Origin of the sequence: Mesorhizobium australicum WSM2073 (assembly GCF_000230995.2) — a bacterium.
Taxonomy (GTDB): domain Bacteria; phylum Pseudomonadota; class Alphaproteobacteria; order Rhizobiales; family Rhizobiaceae; genus Mesorhizobium; species Mesorhizobium australicum.
On the sequence record NC_019973.1, the window covers coordinates 1,686,305 to 1,705,495 of the forward strand.

Here is a 19,191-nt window from a genome sequence, read left to right on the forward strand (position 1 = left end):
TCCGATCTCAGAGCACGCCGGCTTCGTTCTTGAGCTTGTCGACCAGTTCGGCGACGCTCTTGACCTTGACACCCGCCTTGCGGCCGCTCGGCTCCTCGGTCTTGATGACCTTGAGGCGTGGCTTGACGTCGGCGCCGTAATCGGCCGGGCTCTTCTCGTCGAGCGGCTTCTTCTTGGCCTTCATGATATTGGGCAGGGAGGCATAGCGCGGCTGGTTAAGGCGAAGGTCGGCGGTGACGATTATCGGCATCTTCAACTCCACCGTCTGCAGGCCGCCGTCGACTTCGCGCGTCACCTTGGCATGATCGCCTTCGAGCACGACCTTGGAGGCGAAGGTGCCCTGCGCCCATCCCAGAAGGGCCGCCAGCATCTGGCCGGTCTGGTTGGAATCGTCGTCGATCGCCTGCTTGCCGAGAATGACAAGGCCTGGCTGTTCCGCATCGACGACGCCCTTCAGCACCTTGGCGACGCCCAGCGGCTCGGTCTGTTCGTCGGTCTTGACCAGGATGGCGCGGTCGGCGCCCATGGCGAGTGCGGTGCGCAAGGTTTCCTGCGCCTGCTGCGGGCCGATCGACACGACGATGATCTCTTCGGCCTTGCCGGCTTCCTTGATCCGGATCGCCTCTTCCACCGCGATCTCGTCGAACGGGTTCATCGCCATCTTGACGTTGGCCAGTTCCACCGCCGAACCATCAGCCTTCACGCGCACCTTGACGTTTGCGTCCACAACCCGCTTCACGGGCACAAGGATCTTCATTTGCCTGTCACCTCTTCACGCTAGTTGGGCGCGCTATAGCAGCCTGCGCCCCTTCTGAGTTGTCGAAAGCCGACATTCCCGACTGAATTCCGGCCAGACGGAATTCTGGCCGGATGGAAATTCTGGTCTTTGCCCGCCCTGGCTGCTCCTTAAACGCCTTGGGCCGCGGCGGAGACGTTTCCGTAATTGTGGCAACCCCTGCCGTCAATACGCTGAAAGCCGCTCAAATCGGTTCAGTTTGGGCCAGAAGGATTTCCACGTCCCCAGCGCGTCGTGGTGGCGGCCGTTTGGGGCGCCGCTGGTTCGCCGACCACCGGCGGCTGTTCAGGGCTCGGTACCACGGCATCCTCGTCGGCGGGTGCGAACAGCGGCACGCCGCGGCTGCGCAGGACCAGCACCAGAACCGCGCCGGCAATGATGCCGCCGATGTGGCAGGCCCAGGATATCTGATCCTCGCCGCCGGCCGCGAACATGACGATCTGGAACAGCACCCACAGGATGAGCGGGATAAAGGCTGGAATGCGCAAAGGGATGCGGGCGAAGGCAAGCACCCACACCTTCACCCTGGGATAGAGGATCAGGTAGGCGACGACCACGCCGGCGATGGCACCCGACGCGCCGATCAGCGGCGCCTGCGAATCCCAGGCGACCAGCCCCTGGAAGGCGGCTCCGGCGATGGCGCACAGCAGATAGAAGATCAGGTAGCGGATGTGGCCGAGCGCGTCCTCGACATTGTCGCCGAAAACCCAAAGGAACAGCATGTTGCCACCGAGATGAAAAATATCGGCATGCAGGAAGGAATAGGTGAGATAGCTCAGGCTCTCGGGGATGATGACAAAGCGGGGGTCGAGTTCGGCCGTGTCGTGAACGACGGAGGGGATGAAGCCGAGGCCAAGCACGGCGGCATTGGTGAAGTTCTCGCCGCCGAGTGCCGTGGCGCAATAGATCACGGCGTTGGCGACAATCAGACCGATGGTCACATATTGCAGCCTGATGTGGCGCAGCCTGTTGGTGTCGTAAAGCGGGATGAACATCGGTCGCCGGCCCCTCCCGCCTCTGGTCCGTTCAGCGGTTCTTGCCGGGAACCCATAGCACGTCGGCATTTCCGTTGTCATTGACCGCCCGGGCGGCGACAAACAGGAAATCCGAGACGCGGTTGATGTATTTCAGCCCGTCGCGGTTGACGTGTTCGGCCGGGTCCTGAGCCAGGGCGACCATCAGCCGCTCGGCGCGCCGTGCCACCGTGCGGGCGAGATGAAGCGCCGCCGCTGCCGGCGTGCCGCCGTTCAGCACGAAGGATTTCAGCGGCTGGAGCTTCTTGTTGAGGACGTCGATGTCGTGCTCGACACGGTCGGTCTGCGTGGCAACGATGCGCAACGGCTCGTAGCCAAGCGGCTTGCCGTCATCAGGCACGGCGAGATCGGCGCCGAGGTCGAAGAGATCGTTCTGGATGCGCGAGAGCATGGCGTCGATCGCCTGGTAGCTCTGTTCGGTATGCACGCGAGCCATGCCGATGCAGGCATTGGCTTCGTCGACCGTGCCGTAGGCGTCCACCCTGAGATCGGATTTCAGCCGCCGCTCACCAGTGCCAAGGCCCGTAGTGCCATCATCGCCGGTGCGGGTGTAGATCTTGTTGAGCTTGACCACATCGCCTCCCGAAAAGCCTCACTTGCGGGTGAAATACACGGCCAGCAGGATCAGCGCCAGCGCCACGGCCTGCAGCAGGACGCGGGCCTGCATCAGCTTGTTGGAGGTCACACCGGAGCCGCCGCGCATCATGTTGATGAGCCCCCTGATCAGCACGACCACCACGGCGGCCATGACCAGAATGGCAAGGATGTTGAAGGCAGTGGCCATTTTTGCGTTTCCAGTTCTTTGCTTGTTCAGGCGCGCTTGGCGAGCAGGCGGTGGAGCATCGAGGCCGGCAGGATGCGTTTAAGCATGGCGCCGATCCTGGCCGACATTGTTACCACATAGTGCGGGCGTGGGCGCCGCGACAGAAGTGCATGGCGAAGCACCTTGTGGACCACTTCAGGCCCGGGCTTCCGCGCCGATTGGCTGCCGCCGGCGCGCATGCGCTCCAGTTGCGCGGCATAGTCGGCGCGATGCGCGGAATTCTCATGGTCGATATTCCTGAGGAACCAGGGCAGGCCATTGCTGGCGATCTTCGATTTCACCGGCCCCGGCTCGATCAGCGAGACATGGATGCCGCTGCCGGCCAGTTCCTGGCGCTGGCACAGCATCAGGGCCTCCAAGGCATGCTTGGAGGCCGAATAGGCGCCGCGGAAGCGCACAGGCACGAGACCGAGGATCGACGAGCAATGGACGAGGCGGCCGTGGCCCTGGCGTCGCATCACCGGAACCAGGCGGCGGGTCAGGTCGTGCCAGCCGAAGAAATTGGCCTCGAACTGCTCCCTGAGCGCTGCAACGGGCAGATCCTCGACGGCGCCTGCCTGCGCGTAGGCGCCGTTGTTGAACAGCGCGTCGAGCCTGCCGCCGGTGCGATCGAGCACCGCCGCCGCCAGGGCGGCTATGGAGTCCGGTTCGCTATAATCGAGGTAAAAAGCCTCGATGCCGTCGGCTTCGAGGGCGGCGATGTCCTCCGGCTTGCGCGCCGTTGCGAACACCCGCCAGCCCTCAGCCTTCAATGCACGGGTGCAATAGGCGCCTATGCCGGAAGACGCGCCGGTGACGATGATGGTGCGCAACTCTGCAGCTGGAGAATTCGGGGTTTGACGAAGGGTTGCCATTTGCCGCATTCATTTCCCATATTCGCGGCGTCGAGACAATCGAGGGGAGCGCGCGTCCTTGCTGCGGAACATTGTCGCCCTGCGCCGCGTGCTCTACGACGCGCTCGGCCACTTCAACACCGATGACGGCTGGGCGATGGCCAGCCATCTGGCGATCACCTCGCTGATGGCGCTGTTTCCATTCCTGATCTTCGCCACGACGCTGGGCAGCTTCCTTGGCGCCCAGGCCTTTGCCGACACAGCGGTGCACCTGGTCTTTGACACCTGGCCGGACCAGATCGCCAAGCCGATCGCACACGAGGTGCTGAACGTGCTGACCGTCAGGCGCAGCGATCTGTTGACCTATGGTGTGCTGCTTGCCGCCTACTTTGCCTCCAACGGCATCGAGGCGCTGCGCACCTCGCTCAACCGCGCCTATCGGGTCACGGAAACGCGCGGCATCATCTATCGCCGGGTGCAAAGCATCTTTTTCGTGCTGATCGCGACCGCCGGGTTCCTGGCGATAAGCGTGCTGCTGGTGTTCGCGCCCCTGCTGGCGCGGCTGGCGGAAGCCCATTTCGAATGGATCAAACCCTATACGGGCACGATCACGCTGTGGCGGTACGTCATCGCCTCAACCGTCATCATCGGCGGACTGTTTGCCGTCCATTACTGGCTGCCGGCCGGCAAGCGCCGTTTCGTCTCGCTGATTCCGGGCATCATCTTCACACTGGCCGCATGGCTTATCGGCTCGACCATGTTCGCCACCTATCTCGACCATTTCTCGTCCTATGTGACGACCTATGCCGGTCTCGCCTCGATCATGATCGCGGTGGTCTTCCTCTACATCGTCTCGGCGATCTTCATCCTCGGCGGCGAGCTCAACGCCGCGATCAGCCGTTATCTAGAGGCGCGTGCCCGGGTCGGCTGAAGTTTGCCTGTTCGGGCGGTTGCCAGGCCCACGCCGAAAGTGGTGATGGCCATGCCGACGATCTGCAGCGCGTTGAGCTGCTCGTTGAACAAGGCCCAGGCGATGACGGCCGTCACCGCCGGCACCAGGTAGAACAACGAGGCCACTTTCGACATCTCGCCGTCGCGGATCATCACCATCAGGAGAAAGATGGCGCCGAGCGACAGCACCAGCAGCAGCCAGGCCATGGCGAAGACCAATTCGCCATTGATGACGACGGTTTGGGTTTCGAAGGCAAGCGAAGCCAGGATCATCAGCGAAGCGCCGCCGACATATTGCCACATGGTGGCCGCCACGAGGTCGCCTCCGGACGCAAAACGCTTTTGCCAGATCGTGCCGGCGCTCATGCCGAGCACCGAGACCAGCGAGGCGGCCAGCGTCGCCGCCGTCACGCCGCCACCGAGCGCCCCGAGTTTCGGCCACAGCACGATGACGATGCCGACCAGCCCGATAGCGAGGCCAAGCCAGTGGCGCGGCAGGATGGCCTCGCCCAGAACCTTGCCGGCAAGCACTGCGGTGATCAGCGGCTGCAGGCCGACGATCAGGGCCGAAAAGCCGGCCGGCATGCCTCGATGGATGGCCCAGAAGACGGCGCCGAGATAGATGCCATGCATCAGCACGCCGGCGCCGGTGGCATGCAGCGCCTCCTCGCGGGTGGCTCGTTTCGAGCCCAGCACCAGCATCAGCACGGCCAGCAGGATGGCGGCGAGCACAAAACGCGCGGCGAGGAAGGTGAACGGCTCCGCCCATGGCATGGCGTAACGCGCGCCGATGAAGCCGGTCGCCCACAGGACAACGAAGGTGGCGGGGATGAACCGCTTGATGCTGGACATTTTCCGGGATCGCCGCGCTGGTGAGAATTGACCGTGAGGATGCTCTAGTCCTGTTCAACCCCGCGCGCAAAACGAAACGATTGATCCATGCGTCAAGGAGGTTGAACGGGTGGCGTGTCCGGAGAGCGTTTCTCCTGTCAGAGCCCAATCATCCTTCTGACTTCCTCCGGCGAGGCGCCTGCGTCGCGCAAGGCGGCAAGGCCCGTATCCCTGAAGCTCTTCGACAGTTTTCGCCCATCCGGCCCGAGGATCAGCCGATGATGGAAATAGGCGGGTGGCTGCAATCCCAGAATCTCCTGCAGCAGGCGTTGCACCCCGGTCGCGGAAAACAGGTCCTGTCCGCGCACGACATGGCTGACGCCTTGCAGGGCATCGTCGATGACTACGGCGAGGTGGTAGCTGGTCGGGATGTCGCGGCGCGCCACGATAACGTCGCCCCAATCCTGGGGACGCGCCTCGACGGAGCGCGTCGTGGACAGCGTCCCGTCGCTGAATTCGGCCCATGCCAGGTCCCTGCCGGCACGCGCCATGGCGGCGCCGACGTCCAGCCGCCAGGCGAAGGGCGCATTCTCGGCAATCCGCCGCTTGCGTTCCTTCATCGAAAGCGCCTTGTCGGCCGGGGGATAGAGCGGCACACCGTCGGGATCGCGCGGCCAGTCGCGCCCGCGCTTTTCGCCGTCGGCGATGAAGGCGCGTATCTCGCCGCGGCTCATGAAGGCGGGATAGACGAGTTCCTCGCGGATCAGGCGCTCGAGCACCGTTCCATATTCTGCAAAATGCTCGGACTGGCGGCGCACGGGCTTTTCCCAGTCGAGGCCCAGCCATTTCAGATCGGCGATCATGCCCGCCTCGAACTCCGGCGTGCAGCGCGTGGTGTCGATGTCCTCGATGCGCAGCAGCAAGCGGCCGCCGCTGATATTTGCGAGCTTCTGGTTGAGCAGCGCCGAATAGGCGTGGCCCAGATGCAGTTCGCCGTTGGGGCTGGGCGCGAAGCGGAATGTCAGGAGCGTCATGTCTCAGGCGGCAATCGGGTTGTGCTGTGGTTTTGGCGGTTGCTACCTTGCTGCACATCTTCGGACAAGGATACCATGCAGCGCATCGCGACACTGGACGACGTTGAGCGGGGGCTGGACGCGCTTTGCCTCATCGACCCGCGCCTGGAAAAAGTGCGCGGCATGGCCGGCGAGGTGCCGCTCAGGCTTTCGGAGCCGGGCTTCAGGAGCCTGGCCTCGATCATCGTCTCGCAGCAGGTGTCACGGGCGAGCGCCGATGCGATCTTCGGCCGGCTGACGAAACTCGTCGATCCGCTGACGCCGCAGGCGATCCTTGCCGCCGGCGAGGACATGTTTCGCGAGGCCGGCCTGTCGCGGCCCAAGCAGCGCGGCCTGATCGCGGTTGCGCAGGCCGTGGCCGATGGGCTCGACCTGCATCACCTCTGTTCGCTCGATGCCGTGGAGGCGATCGCCAGGATGACGGCGGTGTCCGGAATCGGTCCCTGGACGGCGGAAGTGTATCTATTGTTTGCCGCCGGGCATCCCGACATTTTCCCGGCGCGCGACGTCGCCCTGCAGAGCGCTGTCGGCCATGCCCTCGGCATCGACCCGCGTCCAGCGGAGAAAACACTGATCGCGCTGGCCGAATCATGGAGCCCGTGGCGAGGTGTCGCATCGCGGCTTTTCTGGTCCTATTATCGCGAAACCAGGGGCCGGGACGCCGCGCCGCCGGCCTGAATCCGCAAGAAAGCCTAAAAATCATGTGTTTTTGGCGCTTCGTGCCAGCGACAATCCGCTTCACATCCCTGTCATGTCGGGCTTACAGTATCCACGCCGAACGGTTCTAGAACTAGGAGGTCAACAAGGTGACGGTTGCCGTATCTCCGGATGGGCTTCCAGCGCTGGTGCTGAATGCGGATTACCGTCCGCTCAGCTATTACCCCTTGTCGCTCTGGTCCTGGCAGGACGCCATCAAGGCGGTGTTCCTCGACAGGGTGAACATCGTGGCCGAATACGAGCACGCCGTATCCTCGCCGACCTTCTCGATGAAGCTGCCGAGCGTGGTTAGCCTGAAGGCCTATGTGAAGCCGTCCAGGCATCCGGCCTTCACCCGTTTCAACGTCTTCCTGCGCGACCGTTTCCAGTGCCAGTATTGCGGTACCCCCGAGGACCTGACCTTCGACCATGTCATCCCGCGTCACCGTGGCGGCGCCACGACATGGGAGAATGTCGTCGCCGCCTGTTCGCCCTGCAATCTGAGGAAGGGCGGCATGATGCCGGCTCACGCCAAGATGTGGCCGTTGCAGAAGCCGTTTCAGCCGACGGTGCATGATCTGCACAATAACGGCCGCCTGTTCCCGCCCAACCATCTGCATGAAAGCTGGATGGATTATCTCTACTGGGATGTCGAACTGGAGCCTTGAGTTCGTTCGAAGAATTCGGGAGGTTGGCCGTCTGGAGCAAATTGTCTGCGCTTCCGGGGCTCACGAAGTTGATGGCCGCTCCGCTCCGGTTCTCGAAAATCACTTTATCCGACCCAGCCTGCCGAATTCTTTGAAGGATCTCAAGTCGGCGCGTTCGCTACATCAGTCACGGGCCAGCGCGCCACGGAAGGCGACGGCGGCGAGGATCAGGCTGGCGATGGCGTTCCAACCGGCCAGCGACAGGCCGAGAATGCGCAAGGCGGCCTTGTCGCAGGAGGGCGGCACGAATTTGTCGAGCGCGTCGAGGACGCCCTTGCCACCGGTGTCGACCGGTCCGGCGCCCGCCGTGCAATCGGCAGGACCCTGCCACCAGGCCCATTCGACGCCGGAGTGATAGACGCCGAGATAGAGCCCGTACAGCATCAGGAGGCCGCCAATGGCCAACAGGCCGCGCGTCAGCCATGCGGGTGCGCGCAGCATCGACGCTATCGCCACCAGCACCATCAACGGCACGCCGATGTAATACGGCGTGCGCTGTTCCAGGCAGAGGTGGCAGGGGATGTAGCCGCCAATGTGCTGGAAGCCGAGCGCCGAGCCAACGGTCGCGGCCATCGCGACGGCGAGAAACAGGGCCGCGCGTGTCCGCTGGTGGCCGGTATCGGCATTCATGGTCGCTGTCATGGCGTCTTTCGTCCGTTGTGTTCGCCGTCCGCAAAGTCTGCTCGCCGCGCTGCCAAAACCGTTGCGCGGTTTTAAGCATCAAACCTCAGAGGGCGTATTTGATCAGGATATAGAGCAAAATCAGGGCGACCGCGGCGGCGCCGACGATCAGGCCCAGGCGCTTTTCGATGAATTCGCGGATTGGCTCGCCATAGCGGCGCAAAAGCCACGCCAGCAGCAGGAAGCGGGCGCCGCGCGCGATGATGGCCGAGACGATGAAGACAACAAGGTTGATGTGGAGCGCGCCGGCCAGAATAGTGACCACCTTGATCGGCGGCAGGTGCGCAACGCCGGATGTGACGAGCAGCACCAGCATTAGCCCGGTGCCGGAAGACTGCCACTTCTCGAACGTGGCAAGGCCGCCGAAGTGCTCCAGGATCGGCCGTGCTATTGTGTCGTAGGCATAGTAGCCGATCAGCCAGCCGGCGATGCCGCCCAGCACGGACGCAACGGTGGCGGTCAGCGCGTAGCGATAGGCGCGTTCGGGGCGCGCCAGCGCCATGGGCAGGAACAGAACGTCTGCCGGTATGAAGAACACCGAGCTCTCGACGAAAGCGATGAAGGCCAGCCACCATTCGGCGGATTTGCGCGCCGCCAGCGACAGGGTCCAGTCATACAGTCCGCGAAGCATCGGCTCTCCTATGGAACGGCCCGTCTGTCTAGAAAGGTTTTTCGCGCTGCACAATGGCTGCGGTCTTACAAATTGGAAAGGTGCCGTCTGGTCGCGGCAGAGGCTGGTTTGGAAATTGGCCTGTTGACGAACAGGCCTCCGACCGTATAGTCCGCGCCCATCCAGGCCGCGCGGCCTGAGCCCCTATGGCGGAATTGGTAGACGCGCTCGACTCAAAATCGAGTTCCGCAAGGAGTGCTGGTTCGATCCCGGCTAGGGGCACCATCCTTCAAAATCAGAGCAAAGCTTAGCCATGTTGGGGCAGCTATCGCGGGAGGCGCTCAGGCCATGCTTGCCGTCGCCACTTAGCCACGGAACGAGAAGGCGGCATAGAAGAAGCTCGACATCCGAGAACCCGGCCTCGCAAAGCAGATCCTCTTCGGCGCCGGAAAGCAGCGGCAAAACGGCCGGCCATTTCTGCCCAGGCCGCGGCCTTTCCCCGATCGACGCCGGCGCGGTCGGCGAAGGCGGACGAACGCGCCAACCAGCGCTTCGCCGTTCCGTTCGGCACGCTGTGATGGGCGACAACAAGGCGCGCGCCGGTTTCAGCCGCTCGCTTCTGTCGAGAAAGTGCAGCGTAAGCAGACATGTCGCGCCTGCTGCACTTTTCATCAGGCGCGTGTATAACACACACATTGCTGAGTGAGAGCGCAGGTCGATCCTTGCAAAGTGCGACACTTGCTGTTGGTTATGGTCTAATCCTTCATCGTATCGACGAGCATTCGCATCAAGCGGACTAGATCGTCGAAGTCCTTGCGGTCCCAGTCGGCGAATTTGGCAACGGCTATTTGCTCCCGCGCCGCATCCAGCGCGTCCGTCGCCGCTTTTCCCTGCGGTGTGACAACGGCCTCGCGAACTCTCTTGTCAGCGGCGCTCAAGCGCCGCGTGACCAGTCCCAGCTCCTCCAGTCGTGACACCTGTCGACTGACGGTCGTGTAATCGCGACCGACGCGGCCAGCCAGATCGACAACGCCGATCGGGCCAAGTCTCTCGACAAGAACGAGCAGCGGGAAGAGGGCACGCTCGAGCGTGAGGCCCGCCTTGGTGAGCAATTCCACATCCCGCTCGGGTCGGTTCATGATGGTGACGATGTCAATCAGCGAGCGATGCAGCTCGGGCAACAACACTTTAATATGTGCGTTATGCACTTTCTTTATTGACACCGGCTTGGCTCCCTTTAATATGTGCATTATGCACATTGGAGCCGAAAATGGAAGAGCGAGCTGAAATTGACGTCCTGATCTGCGGCGCGGGAGCAGCCGGGCTGACGCTTGCAATCGACTTGGCGAGGCGAGGCGTGTTGTTCCGCATCGTTGAGCAGATGGAACGTCCCTTCGCCGGCTCGCGCGGCAAGGGCTTGCAGCCACGCACGCAGGAGGTGTTCGAGGATCTGGGCATAATCGACCGCATCATGGCAGCCGGCGGTGTCTATCCGCCGATGAGGGAGTATCGCAACGACGGCGGCTATGACGAAAAGGCAGTTTTCGAAGCGCCCGAACCCTCGCCCGACGTCCCCTATTTCATCGCGCTCATGATCCCGCAGTTCCTTACAGAGGGCGTGATGCGCGAGCGCCTCGCGGAGCTGGGCCATCGTGTCGAGTTCGGCACCGCATTGATCGACTTCGAGCAGGACGATGATGGCGTCGGCGCCCGCCTCAAGTCGTCTGGCGGCGAGGAGCGGGTCCATACGCGCTATCTGGTTGGTGCTGACGGTGGCCGCAGCTCGATCCGCAGTGCGCTCGGCATCGACTTTCCCGGTAAGACGCTGGGTGTCCGTGCTATCGTGGCGGATGCCCATCTGAGCGGACTCGACCGCGCTGCCTGGCACCAGTTCAATGACGGCGACATGGAGCGGCTCGTCATGATCTGCCCGCTCGCCGGCACGGACCTGTTCCAGGTGCAGGCGCCGATCCCGCTGGACGGCGAGCCTGACCTTTCCGCGGATGGATTGACGCGGATGATCGCCGAGCGGACTGGCCGTAGCGACATCGATGTTCAGTCGGTGGCCTGGGCATCCGCCTACGCGATGAACGCGCGTCTGGCTGACCGCTACCGGGTCGGACGGGTTTTGCTAGCCGGCGACGCCGCGCATATCCATCCGCCAACGGGCGGACAGGGCCTCAACACCAGCGTTCAGGACGCCTACAATCTCGGTTGGAAATTGGCCGCAGTCTTGGCCGGCGCCCCCGCAACGCTGCTAGACACCTATGAGGAGGAGCGACGCGCCGTTGCGGCGGATGTCCTGGGGCTTTCGACCCAGTTGCTCGACCGTCAGCGCGAACAAGGCGGCATGCGGCGCGGCCGCGACACACATCAGCTCGACATCGGCTATCCCCACTCATCACTTTCTCACGACGGAGGTGGTCGGACGATTGGCCCGCGGGCCGGTGAGCGCATGCCGGACGCGACCCTAACTGGCGCCGCTGGACAGCCCCGCCGTCTGTTCGACGTGATGACCGGCACGCACTGGACCCTGCTTCTATCGAGCCCTGACTACTGGCCGATCGTGGCTGCGCGCGCGGGCCTGCGAGTGGTCACGGTGGGCGAAGGCGCGGAACTGCGCGACCCCTCCAATCAGCTCAGCTTGGCCGAGGGCGGCTGCCTGCTCATCCGGCCGGACGGCTATGTTGGCGCCACTTTCGATGCCGCGAGTTCCACCCTGGTCGGTGACTATCTGGCGAAGGTACTTCCTTCCGAGAACGCCTGCTCTCAGTCAAACGGGAGGGTCGGCGTTGCACCAACATGACGGACTTGCGAGATCAGGACGGCCTGCGGAGGCCGTCCCCGGACACGACAGCCGCTGGAACGCATGTCGGCCGTTCGACTGTCCTAGGCCCGCCATGCCAGAGGACATTTCTGAATGGGGTTGCAAGGCCTACCAGTAGCGCGACCCACCGGGCAGGTTGTCGCCAATCTACGGTTTTGCATCACCCACCCCGCGCAGGTCTAGCGCCGTCTGAGCAAACTCTTCATCCGGTTGCGCAGCAGGCGCGCCATGTTGCGGGTTTCGCGGTAGAGATGCAGCTGCGAGGCGGCCTGGCGGGCGAGGCGGTCGGCGTCCCTTGTCAACCCGATCACCAATGTGCCGACCGGCTTGCGCTCGCTCCACAGCCGGCTCATCACCGGGTGGTCGGGCACGGCGCAGGAATCGGTCATCATGATGTTGGGATCGTCGAGATGCTGCCTGGTGACCTCGATCATCAGCAGCGTGCCCGGCGAACAGGCGGCCAGCGTCTCGTCATAGGCCGTCTTCCAGGTGTAGGCGACGCCAGCCTCGACGAAGACGATCAGGCAAGCGATGGTGCGGCCGTCGAGCGTCAGCGAATGGATGCGGCACATGTCCTGTTCGGCGAGCCGGTGCACCGCCTCGCGGGCGAAGGCGGCGCGGAAGCGGTCGATCGCCATGGCGGTGCGCTCGCGGCCTTTCCAGCCGGACGCCTCCAGCGTCAGGAAGTGCTCGATGGCGTGGCGGATTTCCTCGGGGCCGCGTGCCACGACATGTTCGAGCTTGCCGAGATCGCCGAGGCGCCGCTTCAGGCGGCGGAATTCGCGATAGTGGTGCGCGCGCAGCGAAGCCTTGAGATAATCGTCGCCGTCGAGTTCGCTCTCCAGCACCGGGCGTGAAGTCTGGCCCGTGGTGACCAGCGCCAGGCCACGCGTCTCGGCCACGGTGGCGACCAGGCTCGACACCGGACCGTCGAGCCTGATGTCGGGCAGGACCAGAACTTTCGGCAGCTTGAGATGCGGGCGCGACAGCATCGAGAAGAAGTCCTCGACCACGCCGACCGGATCGTCGCGGTCGATCAGCGGCGTGCCGAGCGGGCCGAATGGGCTCGACCAGGTGCGCATGACCGGCACGCCGAGCGGCACCACCGGCCGTTCCACCGAGATCGGCACCAGCAGCCGCAGCCGGTTGCGGTATTCATCGCCGTCGCGGATCACGGCAAGGCGCACCTCGCGATCTTCCAGCCGGGGCATGGCCGGCGCCAGGAAACGCGGGTTGAAGAAGACGTTCGGCTCGATCGTGCGGGCGCAGAGATAGTCCAGTTCCTCGACCAGGTCGAAGCCGGCCGACGCCGGGTAGATGGCGAGTTTGCGCTCGGGCCGGTTGTTGGCGAGGATCTCGATATGAGCGGGATCGGCGTCGCGCGCCAGCCCGGCAAGGCCGGACACCATGGCGCCGGCGGGACCGCCGCTGGTTTCCTCGAGCAGAGGGATGGCGGCCATCAGGCGGCTCCTTTGGCTGGCACGAAGATCGCCATGACGATGCCGAGCTTGCGCCAGACCGTGAAGGACAGTGCGCCGGCCTCGAAGATCATGGCAAAGGCGGTGGCCATGGCTGCGCCCCACAGGCCGAAAAGCGGGATCAGCACCACATTGAGCCCGATGTTGAAGGCCAGTGTCATGGCATAGACGGCGGCGCAGACATTCTGATTGCCGCTCATGGTGAGCAGGCTTTCGCAGGGGCCAACGGCGGCGCGCGCCACGACGCCGAAGACGAGTAGGAACAGAAGCGGATAGCCCGATGTGAATTCGGGGCCGAACAGCACCAGCATCGGTTCGCCCAGCGCCAGCACCAGAAACGCCATCAGCAGCGAGGGCCAGAAGGTCCATGATACCGTCTCGCGGGCGAAGGCGGCAAGCTTTTGCGGCTCGCCATGGGTGAACTGCGCGTAGCGCTGGGCGACGCCGGCCTTGACCGCGAAATAGACGAAATGCACCAGCGCCAGCGTCTTGACCGTGGCGAAATAGACGGCGACGTCATTGGGATCCATATAGGCGCCGACCATCAGCACATCGGCGTTGGTGAGCAGGAAGAAGAAGCTCTCGACCAGGAAGATCGGCAGCGAGACGACGAACCATTGCGCGAAATGCACTTTCATCGGGCCGGCCGGAATTTGCCTTTCCATGCGCTGGGTGACCCCGATGAGCTGGGTCAGCGTGGTGGCGTAGGTAGCGGCGATCGAGGCGAAGATCGCCGTCCGCGCGTCGGCGGCGTAGCCCGCCCAAAGCATCAGCGCCATGAACAGCAGGATCAGCACCGGCCGGATCAGGTAGGTCGGCGACAGCGCGAACAATGCCCATGAATTGGCGCGCGCCAGCCCTTGCAGCAAATCCGACAGCGCGATCATCGGCAGGCAGATGACGCCGAGGATGAACGGTATCACGTAGTAGTTTTCGATCCAGGGCGCGGCCAGCCAGACGCCGAGGGCGCCGAGCCCGGCGATGACCGTCGAGGCGATCAGCACGAACAGGCGGCTCGCAACGACGATGCCGCGCAATTCATCCATCAGGCCGCGCTCGCGGTATTCGGGGATGAAGCGGATGACCGATGTGTGGAAGCCGAGGCAGGCGAGGTTGCCGACGATGACCATCGTCACCCAGACCAGCACGAAGATGCCGTATTCGAAGGAACCCATCCAACGCGCCATCAGCACCTGGCTGATGAAGGCGATGACGGCACTGACGATGCGGATGGAGAAGGCGATGACCGACATGCGGCCGGCCTCGCCGCGTTCGTCGGCGGTGAACAGCACGGCGTCGAGGCGGCCAAGCAAAGGCTCCACGCGCAGCGCCAAACGCTGCGGCAAGAACCGCCCGGCAGTCGTGGCCGCGGAAAAGCGCACCCCGATTTCTCTCCGTTTTCCGCCTCTTTTCAGGCTTTGGTGTAGCGAAGACACCTTAAGAAAGCGTGGGTGGGGAGGGCGTGCGTAATGGCTGAGGGTCGACGAACGGTGAAGGTGCCGCACAGGCGCGGCGCCGTTTGTCGCCCAGTCGGATCTACCGGCGGCGCGCCTCTCCGCGCGTTGCGACATGGTCGATCGCGCAACGGCTGATACCGATGTCCTTCAGCATGAAACCGGGCATGGCCTCCAAGCGACGCCGGCCATGCCGCAGGTGCCATCCGTGTGCAAGCCAAGCGGTAACGGCCATCAGGCGCGAAGGCCGGGTGCGCGGCCTCGCCAGGACGACATCGATTTCGGGCATGATTTCTCCTCGCGATGCGCGCGAAAGGCCTGCCGGGACTGGACCGGCAGGCCGGGTGCCGTCAGTCGGCCTTTTTCATGGCGTCGCACGAGACGTTCGGGTTCATGTCGGCGAAGGCGCCGGTCGGGTTTTGCTTCCAGGCCCAGACATGAAGTTCGTAGAAAGGGCCGAGGCCATAGCGGTTGGGAGCGCTGTTGAAGTTGAACAACTGGCCTCCGAGCGAGGCCGGACCCTTCGCGGTGATGTATTCGACGGCCACCAGCTTCAGCGTGCCATCGGACATCGGCTCGTACATCACGGCCTCCGGCTTGGCGAGGTCGATCGCATCGTCCTTCAGATAGGCGCCATTGACGTAATGAATGCCCATGGCGCCGCCAGTGATGCCACTGGCGCAAGGAATCGGCGCATAGCCCTCGGCGGTGGCCGCCGCGACGTTCACGAAGCGGCTGTTGGCCGCCCGCACCTCGTCGGCAAGCGGATTGTCCTTCCCCGCCGATGCGGCGGTGGAGGCGATCGACGTGATGAACAGCGCGGCAAGGCGCCAGAAATTGACGTTCATTTTGTTCTCCATTGATTGTTGATGATCCGGCAGGCGCCCAGGCCGGCCAGCAAGGCCAGGCCTGGCTGCAGACGCCCGCGGCATTGGATTGGCAGTACGGGACGGGTTCGATCCTCGTCCATCCCGTCTAACCGGACCGCGGTCTCATTGGTGCCACCACCAATATTCCCAGTAGTCCCGCCGCATCTCGTGCTCCGGCAGACCGACGTCCCGTCTCAAATAATCGTCTTGCGGAGGCAGGCGCCCGCGCCGGCCTCGCAATGGCGATAGCAGCGCGGAGACAATCCGCGATGCGAGACCGCGCCGGTGGGGTGCAGGGTCGAACGCCACCCCGGCGGCCGTTTCGGGAGGGAACAACAGGGAAAACCGCCCGCTATCATTGCCCAAGACAATTTCACGCTCATGGCTCCATCCTTGCTCCATTGGATCAGCGATAAAAGTAGGGGTCCAGGACCCTCACCTCCGTGATCTTGTCCACCGGCAGGGAATTCTTCTGCGCCGTGCTGCGGATGGCCTCCGGCGAGGGGGAGTCGTAGATGCAGAAACTCTTGCTCTTGTCGGGCGAGACGAAGGACTGCACCCAGGTGACCCCCTTCTCGGCATTGCGCATGATGATACCGCCAAGCGCCGTTGCGCCGATGTCGTTCATCGGCAGGTTGAGTCCGTCGGGGAATGTCCGTTCGATCAGATAGCGAGGCATGGAATGCTTCCTTTTACGATTGATTCACGCTCGAAATGAGCGCGGTCGGAGAAAAACCATGGCCTTCGAAAGCGCGCATCGGAGCCTTTCCCCATATTTCGCGGGACGATTCCCTATGTTTTCGACGTTCGATCTTGGAGCCACACTGCGGATACCGAAGCGTGGGTATCCTGGGGGATGGGGCAGACGACGATACTCATGGGCCAGTAACGATGCTTCTGGAGCGGCAGGCGCAACTTGATCAGTTGGAGGAACTGCTCGCGGCGGCGGCGCGCGGTCGCGGCCGCGTGGCGGCATTGCTGGGTGAGGCCGGCGCCGGCAAGACGGCACTCGTCGAGGCGTTCGTAAGCGGTGTTGGGCAGCACGTTTCCATATTCCGCAGCGCCTGCGAGGATCTGTCGATCCCCGATCCGCTGGGACCCCTCTACGATCTGGCCCGGGACGCGCAGTGGGCACTGCCCCGGGCGATTGATGACCGGCAAGGCCAGCGGCTGCCCCTGTTTTCAGACGCTCTCGAGGTTTTCGAGGCGAAGTCTCGGCCGGGCCTGCTGGTCATCGAGGACATGCACTGGGCCGACGACGCGACCCTGGATTTCGTCCGTTTCCTGGGCCGGCGCATCGCCAACACGCATATGCTGGTGCTGTTCACGGCACGCACCGACCGCAGCGAAGGGCAGATGCGCGCGCGTCGGGTGCTCGGTGAAATTCCGGCCGCCAACGTCCAGCGTATCGAAGTGCCGCTGCTTAGCGAAGCGGCGGTGTTGTCGCTTGCCGAAGCCGCCAACCGCGACGGCAGCGCAATCTATCGCGCCACCGCGGGCAACGCCTTCTTCGTCACAGAGTTGCTGGCTGCCGAAAGCGAGATGATCCCGCCGGCCAGCGTCCGCGACGCTGTGCTGGCGCGTGCCGAGCGCCTGTCGCCGGGCGGGCGCTCGATGCTCGACGCGGTGTCGGTGTTTCCACGCCGCGCCGATGTCTGGGCGCTGCGCGGCCTCTGTGGTGTCGCCAGCGCGGGCCAACTGGCGGAATGTGTCTCGAATGGCCTGCTCGACGATCTCGGCGATGGCTATGCCTTCCGCCACGAGATCGCCCGTCGCGCCGTCGAGATGGCGCTGACCCCAAGCCATCGGCGCGAATTCAACCAGCGCGCGCTTTCCGCACTGCAGGAAAACGCCGAGGTGGCTACGGCAAGACTTGTCCACCATGCGGTGGAGGCCCAGAATTTGGAAGCGGTGCGCGAGCTTGCCCCGCTTGCGGCGCGCGAGGCTTCCCGCGTCGGCGCGCATCGCGATGCGGCCGGCTATTACGAGGTCGCCCTGCGGCACGCCGACGGCCTGCCCATGGGCGACCGGGCGAGGCTTTACGAAGGCTATGCCTTTGAATGCCATCTGATCGGCCGCATCGATATGGCCATCGAGGCGCAGGGCCAGGCGCGGCGGTTGCAGCAGGCGTTGGGCGACACGCTCAGGGAGGGCGACAGCCTCAGATGCCTGTCGCGCTTCGCCTATCTGGTGGGTGACCGAGAACAGGCGGACCTGTTCGGGGCACAGGCGGTGGAATTGCTGGAACAGGCGCCGGCCAGTCCGGAGCTTGCCATGGCCTATTCCAATCTCTCGCAGCTGGCGATGCTGGCCGAGAAGCTCGACGAGACGCTGCTGCTCGGCTGCAAGGCAGTCGGTTTGGCCGAACGGTTGAACAAGCCGGAGATAGTCTGTCATGCGCTCAACAATCTTGGCTCCGCCGAGCAGTGGCTTGACCTGGCCAAGGGCCGTCTGCACCTCGCCCGCAGCCTTGACATCGCGCTCGGGCAGAATTTCCAGGAGCACGCCGCACGCGGCTTCACCAATTGCGCCTGCGCCGAAATGAACCAGCTCGACCTTGTCCGGGCGCAATCCTTTCTCGACCGGGGCATCGCCTATTGCGTCGAGAATGACCTCGCGACCTGGCGCGACTATATGCGGGGCGTGCAGGCGCAATTGCTTTTGCGACGCGGCCTTTGGGACGATGCGGCCGCGATGGCTCACGACGTCATCGACGATAGTGCGACCACGGCCCTGGTGCGCTACCCATCCTTGGTCGCGCTGGCGAAATTGCGCATAAGACGAGGCGATCCGGCCGCGCCGTTGCTGGACGAAATGAAGCGGTTCCTAGACAAAGGAATGGAGCTGCAGCGGCTGGTCCCCTACACGGCGTCGATGGCCGAACTGGCATGGCTCGGGCAAGGCGACACCGAAGAGGCACTTCGCCTGATCGACCTGGCCGAAAGCCTGTCGCCGACGAGGGCAATGTTCGCCGAGTTGGCCGTCTGGCGGCTGCTCTTGTCACCTGAAAGCAGTCCTGGCGACACGACCGGCATGGCGGAGCCCTATCGCCTGCTGCTCACCGGCGACTGGCGTGGTGCCGCGATGCTGTGGGCCCGGCTGGGCGCTCCGTTCGAACGGGCGCTCGCCCTGTTGTACGGCGACGAGCCGGCGCTGCGCCTGGCCCTGGACATATTCGAGGGGCTCGGTGCCCGGCCGGTGGCCCAGCACGTCCGCGCCGTCATGCGGCAGAATGGCGTCCATAACATTGCCAGGGGACCGCGGCAGAGCACACGCGCCAATCATGCTGGCCTGACGCTCCGCCAAATGGAGGTTCTGCACCTGATCGAGCGCGGTTTCTCCAATAAGAGAATCGCCGAGCACCTAACCATCTCCCCGAAGACCGTCGATCATCATGTCTCAGCGGTGCTGGGCAAGCTGGACGCCGTTTCGCGCGGCGAGGCAACCGCCGCGGCGCGCGATTCCGGGCTGATCTGACAATATGGGAGCCGCCCCCGGATCAGAAGTCCGGGGAACACCGATCCTGCA

At 64.0% G+C, this 19,191-nt stretch carries 20 protein-coding genes and 1 tRNA gene; 6 read left to right on the plus strand and 15 right to left on the minus strand.

Translation table 11 applies throughout. The annotated features are described in order from the left end of the window. Positions 1-7: 7 nt before the first annotated feature. The 5 genes from MESAU_RS08045 to MESAU_RS08065 all read right to left on the minus strand — a co-directional run bounded on the left by MESAU_RS08045 (position 8) and on the right by MESAU_RS08065 (position 3,507). Complete coding sequence (locus MESAU_RS08045) at positions 8-757, minus strand: electron transfer flavoprotein subunit beta/FixA family protein (protein WP_015315564.1); 750 nt, start codon at positions 755-757, stop codon at positions 8-10. Positions 758-990: 233 nt separating this feature from the next. Continuing rightward, a complete protein-coding gene (locus MESAU_RS08050) occupies positions 991-1,791 on the minus strand; it encodes a rhomboid family intramembrane serine protease (protein WP_015315565.1) in 801 nt (266 codons plus the stop codon). Between the two features lie 31 nt (positions 1,792-1,822). Beyond that, on the minus strand, positions 1,823-2,404 hold the full coding sequence (locus MESAU_RS08055) for a cob(I)yrinic acid a,c-diamide adenosyltransferase (protein ID WP_015315566.1): 582 nt from the start codon (positions 2,402-2,404) through the stop codon (positions 1,823-1,825). 18 nt (positions 2,405-2,422) lie between these two features. After that, positions 2,423-2,614, minus strand: coding sequence for a twin transmembrane helix small protein (locus tag MESAU_RS08060; protein WP_015315567.1), 192 nt, complete (start codon positions 2,612-2,614; stop codon positions 2,423-2,425). A gap of 26 nt (positions 2,615-2,640) precedes the next feature. Next, the gene (locus MESAU_RS08065; protein ID WP_083882969.1) at positions 2,641-3,507 is read right to left on the minus strand and encodes an SDR family oxidoreductase; all 867 of its coding nucleotides are present in this window, start codon (positions 3,505-3,507) and stop codon (positions 2,641-2,643) included. 58 nt (positions 3,508-3,565) lie between these two features. Between MESAU_RS08065 and MESAU_RS08070 the strand changes: the two genes are divergently transcribed. After that, on the plus strand, positions 3,566-4,417 hold the full coding sequence (locus MESAU_RS08070) for a YihY/virulence factor BrkB family protein (protein ID WP_015315569.1): 852 nt from the start codon (positions 3,566-3,568) through the stop codon (positions 4,415-4,417). Here the strand turns inward: MESAU_RS08070 and MESAU_RS08075 are convergent. Next, complete coding sequence (locus MESAU_RS08075; protein WP_015315570.1) at positions 4,387-5,289, minus strand: DMT family transporter; 903 nt, start codon at positions 5,287-5,289, stop codon at positions 4,387-4,389. The genes MESAU_RS08070 and MESAU_RS08075 overlap by 31 nt on opposite strands. A gap of 137 nt (positions 5,290-5,426) precedes the next feature. Next, entirely contained in the window at positions 5,427-6,302 is an 876-nt protein-coding gene (gene gluQRS / locus MESAU_RS08080) for a tRNA glutamyl-Q(34) synthetase GluQRS (RefSeq protein WP_015315571.1), read from the minus strand. 75 nt (positions 6,303-6,377) lie between these two features. Between gluQRS and MESAU_RS08085 the strand changes: the two genes are divergently transcribed. Further along, entirely contained in the window at positions 6,378-7,019 is a 642-nt protein-coding gene (locus MESAU_RS08085) for a DNA-3-methyladenine glycosylase family protein (RefSeq protein WP_015315572.1), read from the plus strand. A gap of 128 nt (positions 7,020-7,147) precedes the next feature. Further along, on the plus strand, positions 7,148-7,705 hold the full coding sequence (locus MESAU_RS08090) for an HNH endonuclease (RefSeq protein ID WP_006328497.1): 558 nt from the start codon (positions 7,148-7,150) through the stop codon (positions 7,703-7,705). A gap of 162 nt (positions 7,706-7,867) precedes the next feature. Here MESAU_RS08090 and MESAU_RS08095 read toward each other — a convergent pair whose 3' ends face one another. Both MESAU_RS08095 and MESAU_RS08100 read right to left on the minus strand, forming a co-directional pair. Beyond that, positions 7,868-8,386: a disulfide bond formation protein B gene (locus tag MESAU_RS08095; protein ID WP_015315573.1), complete on the minus strand. Its 519-nt coding sequence runs from the start codon at positions 8,384-8,386 to the stop codon at positions 7,868-7,870. Between the two features lie 85 nt (positions 8,387-8,471). After that, positions 8,472-9,056 carry a YqaA family protein gene (locus MESAU_RS08100; RefSeq protein WP_015315574.1) on the minus strand — a complete coding sequence of 195 codons (585 nt, stop codon included), beginning with the start codon at positions 9,054-9,056 and terminating at the stop codon, positions 8,472-8,474. Between the two features lie 179 nt (positions 9,057-9,235). On the opposite strand from MESAU_RS08100, the gene MESAU_RS08105 reads away from it, so the two are divergent. Then, positions 9,236-9,320 (plus strand) — tRNA-Leu (locus MESAU_RS08105). Positions 9,321-9,790: 470 nt separating this feature from the next. On the opposite strand, the gene MESAU_RS08110 is transcribed toward MESAU_RS08105, so the two are convergent. Beyond that, positions 9,791-10,285 (minus strand): MarR family winged helix-turn-helix transcriptional regulator, encoded by a 495-nt coding sequence (locus tag MESAU_RS08110; protein WP_210161499.1) that lies wholly within the window; start codon positions 10,283-10,285, stop codon positions 9,791-9,793. 20 nt (positions 10,286-10,305) lie between these two features. On the opposite strand from MESAU_RS08110, the gene MESAU_RS08115 reads away from it, so the two are divergent. After that, a complete protein-coding gene (locus MESAU_RS08115) occupies positions 10,306-11,841 on the plus strand; it encodes an FAD-dependent oxidoreductase (protein ID WP_015315576.1) in 1,536 nt (511 codons plus the stop codon). 200 nt (positions 11,842-12,041) lie between these two features. Here the strand turns inward: MESAU_RS08115 and MESAU_RS08120 are convergent, their stop codons facing one another. The 5 genes from MESAU_RS08120 to MESAU_RS08140 form a co-directional block, all read right to left on the minus strand. Further along, on the minus strand, positions 12,042-13,322 hold the full coding sequence (locus MESAU_RS08120; protein WP_015315577.1) for a GNAT family N-acetyltransferase: 1,281 nt from the start codon (positions 13,320-13,322) through the stop codon (positions 12,042-12,044). Then, a complete protein-coding gene (locus MESAU_RS08125; RefSeq protein ID WP_015315578.1) occupies positions 13,322-14,722 on the minus strand; it encodes an oligosaccharide flippase family protein in 1,401 nt (466 codons plus the stop codon). The genes MESAU_RS08120 and MESAU_RS08125 overlap by 1 nt, the downstream gene beginning before the upstream one ends. A gap of 154 nt (positions 14,723-14,876) precedes the next feature. Continuing rightward, entirely contained in the window at positions 14,877-15,083 is a 207-nt protein-coding gene (locus tag MESAU_RS08130) for a DUF1127 domain-containing protein (RefSeq protein WP_015315579.1), read from the minus strand. Positions 15,084-15,144: 61 nt separating this feature from the next. Continuing rightward, entirely contained in the window at positions 15,145-15,642 is a 498-nt protein-coding gene (locus MESAU_RS08135) for a hypothetical protein (protein ID WP_015315580.1), read from the minus strand. Positions 15,643-16,069: 427 nt separating this feature from the next. After that, positions 16,070-16,342: a DUF4242 domain-containing protein gene (locus MESAU_RS08140; protein ID WP_015315581.1), complete on the minus strand. Its 273-nt coding sequence runs from the start codon at positions 16,340-16,342 to the stop codon at positions 16,070-16,072. 161 nt (positions 16,343-16,503) lie between these two features. Here MESAU_RS08140 and MESAU_RS08145 point away from each other — a divergent pair, with 161 nt between their 5' ends. Further along, complete coding sequence (locus tag MESAU_RS08145; RefSeq protein WP_245262950.1) at positions 16,504-19,140, plus strand: helix-turn-helix transcriptional regulator; 2,637 nt, start codon at positions 16,504-16,506, stop codon at positions 19,138-19,140. Positions 19,141-19,191 lie beyond the last annotated feature (51 nt).

Excerpts from the sequence above, each read along its gene's own strand:
- MESAU_RS08045 (WP_015315564.1), bottom strand. The coding sequence starts at position 757 with ATGAAGATCCTTGTGCCCGTGAAGCGGGTTGTGGACGCAAACGTCAAG.
- MESAU_RS08050 (WP_015315565.1), bottom strand. The coding sequence starts at position 1,791 with ATGTTCATCCCGCTTTACGACACCAACAGGCTGCGCCACATCAGGCTG.
- MESAU_RS08060 (WP_015315567.1), bottom strand. The coding sequence starts at position 2,614 with ATGGCCACTGCCTTCAACATCCTTGCCATTCTGGTCATGGCCGCCGTG.
- MESAU_RS08065 (WP_083882969.1), bottom strand. The coding sequence starts at position 3,507 with ATGGCAACCCTTCGTCAAACCCCGAATTCTCCAGCTGCAGAGTTGCGC.
- MESAU_RS08075 (WP_015315570.1), bottom strand. The coding sequence starts at position 5,289 with ATGTCCAGCATCAAGCGGTTCATCCCCGCCACCTTCGTTGTCCTGTGG.
- gluQRS (WP_015315571.1), bottom strand. The coding sequence starts at position 6,302 with ATGACGCTCCTGACATTCCGCTTCGCGCCCAGCCCCAACGGCGAACTG.
- MESAU_RS08085 (WP_015315572.1), top strand. The coding sequence starts at position 6,378 with ATGCAGCGCATCGCGACACTGGACGACGTTGAGCGGGGGCTGGACGCG.
- MESAU_RS08095 (WP_015315573.1), bottom strand. The coding sequence starts at position 8,386 with ATGACAGCGACCATGAATGCCGATACCGGCCACCAGCGGACACGCGCG.
- MESAU_RS08100 (WP_015315574.1), bottom strand. The coding sequence starts at position 9,056 with ATGCTTCGCGGACTGTATGACTGGACCCTGTCGCTGGCGGCGCGCAAA.
- MESAU_RS08110 (WP_210161499.1), bottom strand. The coding sequence starts at position 10,285 with ATGCACATATTAAAGGGAGCCAAGCCGGTGTCAATAAAGAAAGTGCAT.
- MESAU_RS08115 (WP_015315576.1), top strand. The coding sequence starts at position 10,306 with ATGGAAGAGCGAGCTGAAATTGACGTCCTGATCTGCGGCGCGGGAGCA.
- MESAU_RS08120 (WP_015315577.1), bottom strand. The coding sequence starts at position 13,322 with ATGGCCGCCATCCCTCTGCTCGAGGAAACCAGCGGCGGTCCCGCCGGC.
- MESAU_RS08130 (WP_015315579.1), bottom strand. The coding sequence starts at position 15,083 with ATGCCCGAAATCGATGTCGTCCTGGCGAGGCCGCGCACCCGGCCTTCG.
- MESAU_RS08135 (WP_015315580.1), bottom strand. The coding sequence starts at position 15,642 with ATGAACGTCAATTTCTGGCGCCTTGCCGCGCTGTTCATCACGTCGATC.
- MESAU_RS08140 (WP_015315581.1), bottom strand. The coding sequence starts at position 16,342 with ATGCCTCGCTATCTGATCGAACGGACATTCCCCGACGGACTCAACCTG.